This is a genomic window from Plantactinospora mayteni (assembly GCF_016862935.1).
Classification (GTDB): Bacteria; Actinomycetota; Actinomycetes; order Mycobacteriales; family Micromonosporaceae; genus Plantactinospora; species Plantactinospora mayteni.
Window position 1 is genome coordinate 1 of sequence record NZ_BONX01000029.1, and the last position, 13,282, is coordinate 13,282.

The 13,282-nt window shown below is 72.8% G+C and carries 10 protein-coding genes; 2 read left to right on the forward strand and 8 right to left on the reverse strand.

The genetic code is table 11. The annotated features are described in order from the left end of the window. Positions 1-20: 20 nt before the first annotated feature. Both Pma05_RS21420 and Pma05_RS21425 read right to left on the reverse strand, forming a co-directional pair. Positions 21-833: an alpha/beta fold hydrolase gene (locus Pma05_RS21420; protein WP_203859239.1), complete on the reverse strand. Its 813-nt coding sequence runs from the start codon at positions 831-833 to the stop codon at positions 21-23. Positions 834-959: 126 nt separating this feature from the next. Next, a complete protein-coding gene (locus tag Pma05_RS21425) occupies positions 960-2,129 on the reverse strand; it encodes a MalY/PatB family protein (RefSeq protein ID WP_239312805.1) in 1,170 nt (389 codons plus the stop codon). 149 nt (positions 2,130-2,278) lie between these two features. On the opposite strand from Pma05_RS21425, the gene Pma05_RS21430 reads away from it, so the two are divergent. Continuing rightward, entirely contained in the window at positions 2,279-2,620 is a 342-nt protein-coding gene (locus tag Pma05_RS21430) for a hypothetical protein (protein ID WP_203859240.1), read from the forward strand. Between the two features lie 10 nt (positions 2,621-2,630). Here the strand turns inward: Pma05_RS21430 and Pma05_RS21435 are convergent, their stop codons facing one another. Both Pma05_RS21435 and Pma05_RS21440 read right to left on the reverse strand, forming a co-directional pair. Next, complete coding sequence (locus tag Pma05_RS21435; protein WP_203859241.1) at positions 2,631-3,161, reverse strand: hypothetical protein; 531 nt, start codon at positions 3,159-3,161, stop codon at positions 2,631-2,633. A gap of 245 nt (positions 3,162-3,406) precedes the next feature. Continuing rightward, complete coding sequence (locus tag Pma05_RS21440; protein WP_203859242.1) at positions 3,407-5,308, reverse strand: ABC transporter ATP-binding protein; 1,902 nt, start codon at positions 5,306-5,308, stop codon at positions 3,407-3,409. Between the two features lie 145 nt (positions 5,309-5,453). Between Pma05_RS21440 and Pma05_RS21445 the strand changes: the two genes are divergently transcribed. Beyond that, entirely contained in the window at positions 5,454-7,070 is a 1,617-nt protein-coding gene (locus Pma05_RS21445; protein ID WP_203859243.1) for a glycosyltransferase family 39 protein, read from the forward strand. Between the two features lie 75 nt (positions 7,071-7,145). Here Pma05_RS21445 and lon read toward each other — a convergent pair whose 3' ends face one another. The 4 genes from lon to Pma05_RS21465 form a co-directional block, all read right to left on the reverse strand. Beyond that, positions 7,146-9,488, reverse strand: coding sequence for an endopeptidase La (gene lon / locus Pma05_RS21450; RefSeq protein ID WP_203859244.1), 2,343 nt, complete (start codon positions 9,486-9,488; stop codon positions 7,146-7,148). Positions 9,489-9,682: 194 nt separating this feature from the next. Next, a complete protein-coding gene (locus tag Pma05_RS21455; protein WP_203859245.1) occupies positions 9,683-10,714 on the reverse strand; it encodes a response regulator transcription factor in 1,032 nt (343 codons plus the stop codon). A 133-nt stretch (positions 10,715-10,847) separates the two neighbouring features. Continuing rightward, entirely contained in the window at positions 10,848-12,038 is a 1,191-nt protein-coding gene (locus Pma05_RS21460; protein ID WP_203859246.1) for a hypothetical protein, read from the reverse strand. Between the two features lie 224 nt (positions 12,039-12,262). Further along, a complete protein-coding gene (locus Pma05_RS21465; RefSeq protein ID WP_203859247.1) occupies positions 12,263-13,270 on the reverse strand; it encodes a fibronectin type III domain-containing protein in 1,008 nt (335 codons plus the stop codon). Between the last annotated feature and the right edge of the window lie 12 nt (positions 13,271-13,282).

Here is a 13,282-nt window from a genome sequence, read left to right on the forward strand (position 1 = left end):
CCCAAATCCGGACATCGGGGCTAGGACCGGACAGCGACGAACCATTCAAGCAGCGCCAGGGCGGCAGCCGGATCCTCGACATGGGCGTTGTGCCCCAGACCGGACAACGTACGCGACGCTACGCCCAACCGGGCCAACTCGTCGTCGCCGACCATCGGGTCACGCTCGCCACGGGCCAGCAGCACCGGCACCGACACCGCCGCCAGCAAACTGCCCATCTCGGGTGCCCCGACACCGAACGCGCACGGATCCATCGCCAGCCGCCAGCGGCCGTCCTCGGCTGGGACGATTCCGGCGTCGACCATCGGATCGTCCGGTTCGACCAGGCCGAGCAGGCCGGACACCCGCAGATACCGCTGGACGGCCTCGGCACGGGAGTCGTACCAGGCGACCGGGCGGGCGGCCAGCGCGGCGGCTCTGGCCACTTCCTCGGCCGTCCAACCGACCTTCACACCCAGCCCAACCACCGCCTCGACCGCCCAACCCGGCCCGGTACCGGTCGACTCGTCCGAGCCCCGCCCGGCCAGCGCCAACCCGACCGCACCGCCCAGCGAGTGCCCGAACACCACCACCCGGTCGCCGGGAGCGAACAGCCCGGCCAGGCCGTCGGCGAAGGATGCGAAGGAGTACCGGTCGAGTGGGGCCGAGCCGCCGTGCCCGGGCAGGTCCGGCGCCAGCCAGCGGCCCGGCCAGCGGTCGGCGAGCAGCCCTGCCCAGCCCCGCCACACCGCACCGGTCGCGCCCATCCCGTGCAACAGCAGCAGCACCGGTTGGCCCGTACCACCACCGAGCGCCACCCGCGGGTCCCGGGTCGCCGGATCTCCGTCCGTCATGCCGAGCAGTCTGCCACCGGAGGCCGTCGACACCTGGTGCGACGACCGGCGCGACTTCTGACCCGCCGCCGACCGGTCAACGCAGCGCGGCGGTCAACGCAGGCGGCCGTCAACGCAGTACGGCGGTCAACGCAGCGCGGCGGCCATCCGGCGGACCGCCTCGGTGACCAGTTCCGGCGAGGTCGCCAGGTTGAACCGGGCATGTCCGGTACCACCGGTCCCGAAGAGCGGCCCGGAGACCAACGCGACCCGGCCCCGCTCCAGGAACACCTGGGCCGGGTCGGCCGGTGCGCCGGAGTCGCCGTCCGGCAGGACCAGGTCCCGGCAGTCCAGCCAGGTCAGGTAGGTGCCCTCCGGCGGCCGGTACCGCACCTGCGGCAGGTGCTCGGCGAGCAGGTCACCGAGGAGCCGGCGGTTCTGGTCGAGCCCGGCCAGCAGTTCGTCGAGCCAGGGGCCGCCGTAGCGGAGCGCGGCGGTGTGCGCGAGCGCGCCGAGATGACTGGCGCCGTCGCCGGCCACCTTCGGCATCCGGGCCAGGTCGTCGACGGCCGCCGGCCCGGCGACCGCCAGCGCCGCCTTCACCCCGGCCAGGTTCCACGCCTTCGAGGCGGAGAGCAGCGTGAGGCCGCGTTCACTGCCGGGCATCGAGAGGTACGGCCGGAACGTCACGCCCGGATAGATCAGCGGCGCGTGGATCTCGTCCACCACGACGCGTACGCCGTACCGGTCGGACAGCTCGATCACCATCGCGAGTTCGTCGGCGGTGTGCACGGTGCCGGTCGGGTTGTGCGGGCTGCACAGCAGGTAGGCGGCCTGCCGTCCACCGGCGACGGCCTCGGCGAAGGCGCGGTCCAGGGCGTCCGGGTCGAGCCGGTACTCCGCGTTCAGCGGTGCCTCGACGACCCGCCGGTCCGCACCGCGGAGGAAGTCGTAGAACGGCGGATAGACCGGTGGGCTGATCACCACCGCGTCGCCGTACCCGGTGACCAGTCGGACCGTCTCGACGATGCCGAGCATCACGTCGGGGACCAGCCGGGTGTGCTCGACCGTCGGGGCCCAGCCCCAGCGTTCCCGGGCGAACCCGGCGAGCGCCGACGCGTAGTCCGTACCGTCCAGCGGGTAGCCGGTGTCACCGAGCGCCACCGCCTCGGTCAGCGCCCGCGCGACCGGTTCGGCGAGCGGCACGTCCATCTCGGCGACCCAGAGCGGCAGTACGTCCGGCGGATACCGCCGCCACTTCTCGCTGGTACGGCGCCGCAGGTCAGCCAGGGAAAGGGTCTGCAAGGGGTTGCCCACCAGGCCACGGTACTTGCCCGCCGCCGCTACCTCACGCCCCGCCGGCACGGCTCCCTGGCCGATGGTCGGCTGCCCTCCCGGCCGGGAAGAATCTGTGGCGTAGCGAGCCGAGCAGAGTGGTTCGGCACTCGGAGCCAGGAGCAGCCGCGATGGAGAGACCCGAGCTGATCGCCGCGCTCCGGCGCGGCACGCTGCTGGTGGCGCCCTGCCCGGCCGTCCGACCCGGCTGGCGTGCCTGGGTGTCGGTGGCCGGCGCTGGGATCCGCGACATCCGGCCCGGCTGGCGCAACCCCGAACTCACGCTCCATTGGCAGGTACGGGAGTGGGATCCGGTCTACCTCGCCGACGACCTGTGCTGGGCCGAGGACGACGGCATGCGCGCCCTGGAACGGCACACCTCGACCGGCGAGGAGCAGCTCTGGACGACTGTCGAACGGTTCGGTGGCTGCACCGCCTTCACCTATCCGTGGTACACCGAGTTTCCCGGCTGACGGCCGGCGGCTACGGCATCTGGATGGGATACGACCCCGGCCCGTGCGGCATCGAACTCGGCTGTACCGGATAGGTGTCCCGGCGTTCGGCCTGGGCGAACCCGGCGGCCCGACTGTTCACCTGTGGCCAGCCGCCGGCCTCGTGGAACAGTCGCAGCGCGGTCGCCACCACCTCGGCGAGCGACTCGTTGGCCTCGATCTCGATGGTGGCGCCGGGAGTGTCGATCCGGACCTTGGTCGGACTCGCCGAGCTGTCGCCCGACGACTTCCCCGCCGTCGAGTCAGCCGGGGCGGAGTCGGTTGGCGCGGAGTCGGCCGATGCCGGCGCCGGTTCGGTGGCCGACGGTGCCGGCGTCGCCGCGGCCGGGGCCGGCGCCTCCGCCGTGTCCGGCACCTCCGGCGTGGTCGGCACGTCCGGTGTCGCGGGAGTGGCCGGGATCTCCGGCGGCGAGGTCTCGGGGGCGGGCGAGGTCTCCGGCGCGACCTCCGGTGTGATCTCTGGGGGCGCCGGCTGGGCGGGAATCGATCCGGCAGATGACATGGGTCGGGATGGCTCGGTTGTCACCCCACCATTGTCGGGTCGGGCCGCACCGGTCCGCCACGCCGTCCCCCACCGGCCGCCTCCTCGGCCGCGAGCCGGTCGGGCAACCCCTGCTGTTCGAGCAGCCGCGCCGGTCGAGCAACCCTGCCCATCGAGCAGCCGCGCCGGGGCCGTCGACCCACGCGGCAGCAGAGGCAAGCCGGTCGAGCGGCCGGGCCGGGGCCGTCGACCTACGCGGCGGCGGGTCAGCCGGGAACCAGCGCCGTCTCCTCGGCCCGGGGCCGCTCGTCCTGCTCGAACTGGGTCCGGTACAGCTCCTCGTAGCGGCCACCTACGGCGAGCAGTTCGTCGTGGCTGCCGCGCTCCACGATCCGGCCCTCCTCGACCACCAGGATCTGGTCGGCGGCCCGTACGGTGGAGAGCCGGTGCGCGATCACCAACGCCGTACGGTCGGCCAGCGCCTCGCCGAGCGCCGCCTGCACGGCCGCCTCGGAGGTGGAGTCGAGGTGTGCGGTCGCCTCGTCAAGGATCACCACCCGGGGCCGGGCCAGCAGCAGCCGGGCGATGGTCAGCCGCTGCCGTTCACCGCCGGAGAGCCGGTAGCCCCGCTCGCCGACCACCGTGTCGAGCCCGTCCGGCAGTCCCTCGATCAGGTCGGCGAGCCGGGCCCGGCGCAGCGCGTCCCACAGCTCCTCCTCGGTCGCGCCGGGCCGGGCCAGCAGCAGGTTTGCCCGGATCGTGTCGTGGAACAGGTGCCCGTCCTGGGTGACCAGCCCGAGGGTGTCCCGGATCGAGTCGGCGGTGAGGTCCCGGACGTCCTGCCCCGCCAGGCGTACGGCACCGGAGTCGGCGTCGTAGAGCCGGGGTACGAGCTGGGCGATGGTGGACTTGCCGGCCCCCGAGGAGCCGACCAGGGCCACCAGTTGACCGGGCTCGACCCGGAACGACACGTCGTGCAGCACGTCCACCCCGCCCCGGGTGTCCAGGGTGGCGACCTCCTCCAGCGAGGCCAGCGAGACCTTGTCGGCCGACGGGTAGCCGAAGGTCACCCCGGCCAGCTCGACCGAGACCGGTCCGTCCGGTACCCGGCCCGCGTCGGGCTTCTCGCTGATCAGCGGCTTGAGGTCGAGGATCTCGAAGACCCGCTCGAAGCTGACCAGCGCGCTCATCACCTCGACCCGGGCGCTGGCCAGCGAGGTCAGCGGGGCGTAGAGCCGGGTCAGCAGCAGGGCGAGCGCGACCACGGCACCCGGCTCCAGTTGGCCGCGCAGCGCGTAGAGGCCGCCGAGGCCGTACACCAGGGCGAGCGCCAAGGCCGAGACCAGGGTGAGCGCGGTGATGAAGACCGACTGGACCATCGCGGTGCGTACCCCGATGTCGCGGACCCGGCGGGCCCGGTCGGCGAACTCGGCCGACTCCTCCGCCGGCCGGCCGAAGAGCTTGACCAGGGTCGCCCCGGGCGCGGAGAACCGCTCGGTCATCTGGGTACTCATCGTCGCGTTGTGGTTGGCGGCCTCGCGCTCCAACCGGGCCAGCCGGGTGCCCATCCGGCGGGCGGGCAGCACGAAGACCGGCAGCAGCACGAGCGCGAGCAGGGTGATCCGCCAGGAGATCCCGATCATCACGACCAGGGTGAGCAGCAGCGTGACGAGGTTGCCGACCACTCCGGAGAGAGTGTCGGAGAACGCCCGCTGGGCGCCGATCACGTCGTTGTTGAGCCGGCTCACCAGGGCACCGGTGCGGGTCCGGGTGAAGAACGCCACCGGCATCTTCTGCACGTGGTCGAAGACCGCCGTACGCAGGTCGAGGATCAGCCCCTCGCCGATGCTCGCCGAGAGATAGCGGGTCAGCAGCGCGAGGCCGGCCTCGGCCAGCGCGACGACCCCGATCAGCACGGCGAGCCCGACCACCAGGTCGGTGCTCCCGCCGCCGACGATCCCGTCGACCACCCGGCCGGCGAGCACCGGGGTGGCCACCGCGAGCACCGCCAGCACCACGCTGAGCAGCAGATAATAGGTCAGTCGCCGGCGGTGTGGCCGAGCGAAAGCGGCGATGCGCCGGAGCGTGGCGATGGAGAACGGGCGTCTGTCCTGCTGGGCGTGCATCGCGTGGTAGAGCGAGTTCCACGCCGTGACTTCCATATCCATCGCTGGCACCCCCCTGTGAACACCGAGTCGCCCGGACCCTACCGGCGCCCACCGACACTACGACCTCAAGCAACGTCGAGGTCAACGTCCGGCAGTGCCGTCGGTACGGCACAAACCCGCTGGCCATGTGACAGACTCCCGACTCGTGCCGCTCCGCCTCCCCCGACCCACCCGCCACGGCCGGCCCGCCGCTGCCCGCGACGACCAGGCCGTCGCGCGGCACGGTTGGCTCGGCCCCGCCCGCCACGGCCGGCTCGCCGCCACCCACCATGGCTGGGTCGCCGCCGCGCTGGGTGCGCTCGGTCTGCTCTGGCGGATCTGGCTGACCGTGGTCGGCACCCCGCCCACCAACAGCGACGAGGCCACCATGGGACTGGTGGCGCTGCACATCGCGCAGGGGCGGGACCTGCCGGTCTTCTTCTACGGGCAGCACTACATGGGCACCGTCGAGGCGTACCTGGCGGCGCCGCTGGTCGCGCTGGCCGGACCGTCGGTGACCGCGCTGCGGATCCCCACGCTGCTGCTCTACGCGCTCTTCCTGGTACTGACATACCTGCTGGTCCGGCGCGTCTTCACCGCCGGGCTGGCGGTACTCACCGTCGGGCTGCTGGCGCTCGGCTCCGACCGGATCGTGAAGAACCAGTTGATCGCCGGTGGCGGCTATCCGGAGACCGCCCCGATGGTGGCCGGCCTGCTGCTGCTCACCTACCTGCTGGCCACCCGCGCCGCGACCCGCTGGTACGCCTTCGCCGGCTGGGGCGCCCTGTTCGGGCTGATCGCATGGAACCACTGGCTGCCGGCGCCGTACCTGCTCGGCGCGCTGGTGCTGCTCGGCACCGCCCGGGTGTTGACCCGACGGACCGGCGGGCTGGTCGGGGTCGGGCTGCTGGTGGGGATACTGCCGCTGGTCGTCGGTAACGTGCAGGCCGGCTGGGGCGGGAACTCGATCGGGGTGTTCCTCCAGCTCAACGGGGCCGGTACCGACGCCGGGCTGTGGGAGCGGATCGTCGGCGGCGCCTGGCTGGGCCTGCCGCTGGGGATGGGGCTGTGCGAGCCGAGTTCCTGTGCCGGCTGGTCGCTCTGGTGGGGACCGGTCGTCCTGGCCCTGCTCACCGTCGCCCTGGTGACGGCGGTACGCCAACTCCGCGCCACGGACGCCTCGGACCCGACCGGCCGGGCCCGGCCGGCGATGTGGCTGGTACTGGCCGGCGCCGGCCTGCTCAGCGTGCTCAGCTACGTACGCAGCCCGGCCGCCGCCGACTCACCGGTGGAGAGCGCCCGCTACCTGTCGGTTCTGTTGATCTCGCTGCCGGTGGCGCTCTGGCCACTCTGGCGGCTGGTCCGGGCCGGTGGCCGCCGGGCGGTACCGGCGGCACTGCCGATCGCCGCGCTCGCGGTCACCATGCTGGCCGGCACGGTGAGCCTCACCGGCGCCGTCCCGGAATACCGGGCGGACCGCGAGAACAGGGCGGCGGTGGTGGCGGCGCTGCGCGAGCGGGGCCTGACGTACGTGCACGGCGGGTACTGGACCTGCAACTGGATCACGTACCTGAGCGCGGAGCGGGTCACCTGCGGTGTCGTCGACGACCGGCTCGGCCGGGGGCTCAACCGGTACCCCGGCTACTGGCGCCCGCAGGCACAGGCCGTACTGGCCCCGGTCGGCTCACCGCTGGACGCCGAGCTGGCCCGGCGGATGCCCGGCAGTACCCCGGAGACTGTGGCCGGCTACCACCTCTACCCGGCGCCGCCGCCGGCAACCTGAAAGCCCGGCGGCTGAAAGCCGGCGACGGGCCGCCCGCGCATCGCGGGCGGCCCGTCTGTGGTTCGTCGGGTCGGCTCAGGCGGCGGCCAGCGCCGGGCCGTCGGCGGTGTCGAGCAGCCCCGGGTCGTCCGCCGGCCGCAGGGCCAGCGCCAGTACGTCCGCCACGTCGGCCAGGGTGTGCACGGTCAGTGCCTCCCGCACCTCGGTGGGCAGGTCGTCCAGGTCCGGCTCGTTCCGGGCCGGCACGATCACCTCGGTCAGCCCGGCCCGGTGCGCGGCCAGCAGCTTCTGCTTCACCCCGCCGATCGGCAACACCCGGCCGGAGAGGGTCACCTCGCCGGTCATGCCGAACTCCGGGCGTACCGGCCGGCCGCTGGCCAGCGAGGCCAGCGCGGTGACCATGGTGATGCCGGCGCTAGGACCGTCCTTCGGCACCGCACCCGCCGGTACGTGCAGGTGGATCCGCCGCCCGGCCAGCGCGTTCGGGTCCAGCCCCAGCGCCCGGCCGTTCGACCGGAGGTAGGAGAGCGCGATGTGCGCCGACTCCTTCATCACGTCGCCGAGCTGCCCGGTCAGGGTCAGCCCCGGCTCGCCCTCCATGCTGGTCGCCTCGATGAACAGCACGTCACCGCCGGCGCCGGTCACCGCCAGCCCGGTCGCCACCCCGGGTACCGCCGTCCGCTCCGCCGACTCCGGCGTGAACTTCGGCCGGCCCAGGTAACTGGCCAGGTTGTCGGTGTCGACCCGTACCGGGCCGTCGGTCGAGGCCAGTGCGACCGCGACCTTGCGGAGGATCTTCGCCAGCGCGCGTTCGAGCTGGCGTACTCCCGCCTCGCGGGTGTGCTCGGCGGCGATCCGGCCCAGCGCCTCGTCGGAGACGCTCACCTCGTCGACGGTCAGTCCGGCCCGCTCGATCTGCCGGGGCAGCAGGTGGTCCCGGGCGATCGCGACCTTCTCCTCCTCGGTGTAGCCGTCCAGCGTCACCAGTTCCATCCGGTCCAGCAGCGGGCCGGGGATCGCCTCCACCACGTTGGCGGTGGCCAGGAAGAGCACGTCGGACAGGTCGAGGTCGACCTCCAGGTAGTGGTCCCGGAAGGTGTGGTTCTGCGCCGGGTCCAGCACCTCCAGCAGGGCGGCGGCCGGGTCACCGGCGTACCCGGCGGAGATCTTGTCGACCTCGTCGAGGAGTACGACCGGGTTCATCGAGCCGGCCTCGCGGAGCGCCCGGACGATCCGGCCGGGCAGCGCGCCGACGTACGTCCGGCGGTGGCCACGGATCTCGGCCTCGTCCCGGATGCCGCCGAGGGACACCCGGACGAACTTCCGGCCCAGGGCCCGGGCGACCGACTCGCCGAGGCTGGTCTTGCCGACTCCGGGCGGGCCGCCGAGGGCCAGCACGGCGCCCGAGCCACGACCGCCGACGACCTGGAGGTTGCGGGCCGCGCGCCGGTTGCGCACCGCCAGGTACTCCAGGATCCGGTCCTTCACGTCGGAAAGTCCGGCGTGGTCGGCGTCCAGCACCTCACGGGCCTGCACCAGGTCGGTGTTGTCCTCGGTACGCGTACTCCACGGCATCTCCAGCACCGTGTCCAGCCAGGTACGGATCCAGCCCGCCTCCGGAGAGGCGTCGCTGGCCCGCTCCAGCTTGCCGACCTCGCGCAGTGCCGCCTCGCGTACCTTGTCGGGAAGTTCTGCCGCCTCGACCCGGGAGCGGTAGTCGGCCGAGCCGTCCGGCTCGTCCTCGCCCAGCTCCTTGCGGATCGCGGCGAGCTGCTGGCGGAGCAGGAACTCCCGCTGGGACTTCTCCAGTCCCTCCCGCACATCGGTGTTGATCCGCTCAGTGACCTCCTGCTCGGCCAGGTACGCCTTCACCCAGTCGACCAGCAGTTCGAGCCGGGTGGTCACGTCCGGCGCGGCCAGCAGTTCGATCTTCTGTTCCAGGGTGAGCCACGGCGCGTAGCCGGCCGAGTCGGCCAGCTCGGCCAGGTCGGTCATCCGCTCGACCGCGTCGACGACCTGCCAGGCACCGCGCTGTTGCAGCAGTGACGTCACCAGTGCCCGGTACTCCCGGGCGAGTTCCTTGGCCCGGCCGGCGGGTGCCGGCTCGGTGATCTCGACGGTCTCGACCCAGAGGGCCGCGCCGGGGCCGGGCACGCCGGACCCGATCCGGGCCCGGGACAGGCCGCGCACCACGGCGGCCGGTTCGCCGCTGGGCAGTCGGCCGACCTTCTCGATCGTGGCGATGACGCCGATGGAGCCGTACTCCCCGTCCACCCGGGGCACGGCCAGTAGCTTCTTGTCGCCCGTGGCCCGGGCGGCGTCCACCGCTGCCTGGGTGGTCGCGTCCAGGGTCACCGGGATGACCATGCCGGGCAGCAGGACAGCGTCGGTCAGAGGAAGAACCGGAAGAGTTGCCATCACACACCTGCCATCGTTAGTTGAGCTTGTACGACTCAAGTAACAAACGGTGTTCCATGTTCCGGCTTGTGACCCAGACCACTCCGGCGGCCCGGACGGGTCCCGCGATCTGGTCGTCCCGGATGGGACGGCGTCGGATCCGGTCCGGCGATCCGGCGTCCGTCGGCGCGTTCCCGGTCGGGGCGACGGGACGGTCAGCGTCGGATCCGGGCGAGGGGCTGGGGAACGTACAGGCCGAGGCGCAGCGCGCGGACGGCCGCCAGGGTACGGGTCGGGGCGTCCAGCTTGTCCAGGATGTGTTCGATGTGCGCGGCAACCGTCCGTTGGGTGATCACCAACTGGCTCGCCATCCGCTGGTTGGACCAGCCGTCGACGAGCAGGCCGAGGATCTCCAGCTCCCGCCTGGTCAGGCCGCGCAGGTCCCCGGTCGGGGAGATCAGCACCACCGCGAGCAGGTGCGCCGGTGCCGAGGAGGGGCAAGGCAGCACGGTCACCTGGACGTGCCGGCCGGGCTCGTCCGGCGCCGGGTACGGGCACAGGAACGAGTTGTGCACGTGACCCTCGCGCAGACCCGCCGCCGCCACCTCCAGCACCGGCGACCCGACCGCGAGCAGCGGATGGTCCGACAGCCCGGGCAGCGGCAGCACGTTGCCGCCCCGGGTCAGCACCACGCCGTACTCCGCGTTGGCGACGATCCTCGACAGCGTGACGATCGACCGCATCGGGTCCACGGCGTCGGCCATCATCGGGGTGAGCAGCCCGATGAAGTCCCGGGTCTCGTCGGTCGGCTGGGCCGGGTCGTCGGTGTGCAGGGTGATCAGTCCGAGGTGCCGTCCGTCCGGGCTGAACAGGGTGACGCCGATCCCCTCCCGGTAACCGGCCGGCCCCAGGTGCTCCGCCCAGGACCGCAACTCGTCCAGTGGCACCGGCACGTCGCGTACGCACATCGGCGGCCGGTCCCGGTCCATGCCGACCAACTCCATCTCCCGGTAGTGCTCCGAGCCGTGCATGAAGGCGATGATCGCGGCGTTGTAACCGGACGCGCCCAGCCCCCGGAACTCCCGAAGCTCCGGGTTGAGCAGATGCACCATCGAGGCGACGCTCGGCACCAGCCGGTGCAGCACCCTCAGCAGTTCCCGCACCCGGTCCCGCACGTCTCCCGGTAGCGCCGCGATCCGCTCCACGTCGGTCACGATCTCGGCGGCACCGGGTGGCAGGTCAACCATCCCCCGTACACCGAGCCGTCGCCCGCATGGTGATCCACTCCTCGCCGCATCGACCCGCCCGCACTGGGCCGGCTACCTAAGAGAACGGCGAGCGCCGCCACCGGAAACGGCGACGGATCCGAACGGCGCTCACTCAGTCCGGTGGCGCCGTACCGGGCAGGTGTGGGATGAACCAGCCCCGGCGGGCCGCCCGCAGCAGGGCGACGTGCCGGTCCGGGGCCTGGAGGACGGCGACGCTCCGCTCCACCGCCTCGGCGACCGCCGCGAGCGGCAGGTCGAGACCGACCGCGACGCGCTCGTCCGTCCAGCCGGCCAGGAGCAGTCCCAGGACCACCAGCTCACGACGGTTCAGCGGGCACCGACCACCGGGCAGCGGAGCGAGCATCACCACCCGGGTCAGCGTCGACGGTGCGGCGCAGCCCAGCACCAGGACCCGGAGCAGCCCGTCCCGCACGTCCCCGGCGCCACCCACCGGCCGGGACGCCGGTCGGGACGCCGGTGGGGACGCCGGTGGGGACGCCGAACCGGACGACGGCCGGCGGAGCGGCCGGGCGTGCCAGAGGAACGAGATCGAGCCGTCGCCGTCGGGCGCCTGCTCGCCGACCACCGCCAGCAGCGCCGAACCCACCGCCAGCAGCGGATGCCCGGGCAGGCCGGAGAGCGGCAGCGTCTCGCCCGTACGGGTCAGCACCACCCCGGCGACCGCGTCGTGTACGACCCTCGCCAGCACCGACAGCGACCGCAACGGGTCGAGGGTACGGGCGATCCGGGGCGCCAGTACCCGGATCAGGTCCCGCTCCGCGTCGGTGGGATGGTCCGGGTCCTCGGTACTGAGCACGAGCATGCCGAGGTGCCGGCGGTCTCGGCTGAACAGTCCGACCGCCAGGCCCTCCCGGTAGCCGGCCGGGAGGTAGTAGTCGCTCCAGACCGGGTACTCGGTCGCCGGAACCGGCAGGTCCCGGCCACGCTGCGGAAGGGGCGACTCGGTCAGCCCCGCCTGCTCGGCCTGTGACACCACCTCGGGAGTCTGGAAGTAGTTCCGGATCCGGTCGTCGTACCCGGTGCTGGCCACCTCGGCGAAGAGGTGCTGCCGCTCGTCGAAGAGGGAGAGCCACGCCGCGTCGTACCGGACCACCCGGCGGAGCAGGACGAACCACTGGGCCGGCCGGTCGGCGCCGACCGGGCTGGCGACGACCGCCGCCGCCTGCCGGAAGAGGTCGGTACGCGAGGCACCACCGCCCGCAGGTACGCCGGCACGTGCCTCGGGCGGGCCAGCGCGGTGACCCGCAGGTGTCCCGTTGGCAGGTCGCCCACCGGTCAGCATCCGGACCCTAGGCGCATGCGATCGGACGACTCCTTCGGATATCGGCATTCCTGTCAATCGACAGCACCGGCACAGGTGCGATTACCTAGATAAACGCCGGTCGACATCACAGGACACGCGGCACCCGAATCCGGGGAGAAACCGGCCCGGAGACGGACGGCGGGCCCGCTGGCGCGTAGTCGTGGAGGGCGCGCACGCTCCGGCGCGCCCTCCACCCGTGTCGGCTATCCGACCTCGCAGACCTGGCCGTTCAGGGCGATGCCGCTCGGCCGGAAGATCCCGCCGCCGAGGTACCCGATGCTCACCGTGACCCCCGGATCGAGCACCGCGTTCCAGCTCAGGTTCCGGGCGGTGACGATGCCGCCGGTGTGGCTGACCAGCGCGGCGTTCCAGATCGCGCCGATCTGCTGCGAGTCCGGCAGCGCCCAGGTCAGGCCCCAGCCGTTGACCTGGGTCGGTGCGACGTTCCGGACCGCGATCCAGGTCTCCGCGCCCCGGCGCGAGGGCCAGGCGGTGCAGGTGGGCGCCGGCCCGGTGGTCACGGTCACCACGTTGGACAGCGCCGAGGGGTTGCCGGCCTCGTCCACCGCCCGCACCGCCAACCGGTAGGTGGTCCGGGGCGTCAGGCCGGCGATCGTCGTGCTGGTGCTGGGATAGGCGGGTGGCATCAGGTAGACCCGTCCGACCACGGTGTTGCCGGTCGGCGTGAGCGACAGCACCTCGTACTGGGCGAGCAGCACGTTGTCGGCGGACGCTCCCCACCTGAGCCCGACGGTGTTCTCCCCGACCGCCCCCACGGTGAGGGCAACGGGTGGAGTCGGCGGCTGGCCGTCCCCCGGCGGCATGGTGAAGCGCAGCGACGGCGGCGCCGCCGACCGGTTGCCGGCCGCGTCCACCGCCCAGACCCCGAAGGTGTACGTCCGGGACGGCAGCATTCCGCTGATCACGATGCTGTTGGTGGGGGTCCGGTGCAGCATCGCGATGTCGGTGAAGATCTGCGACACGTGGTACTCGGCCACCCCGACGTCGTCGGTCGAGGCCGCCCAACTGAGCTGGACGGAGTTGGCGGTGGTGCCGACGACGGTGATCGGGCCGGGAGTACTCGGCGGCTCGGTGTCCTCCGCCGCCGCGTGCGCGGCGGTGCCACCGGTGCCGGCCAGGGCGACGACGAGGAAGGGCAGGATCAGGGTACGGGCCCAGCGGCGGGCCGGTCGGGACGGACGACTGCGCACGGGAATCCTCGC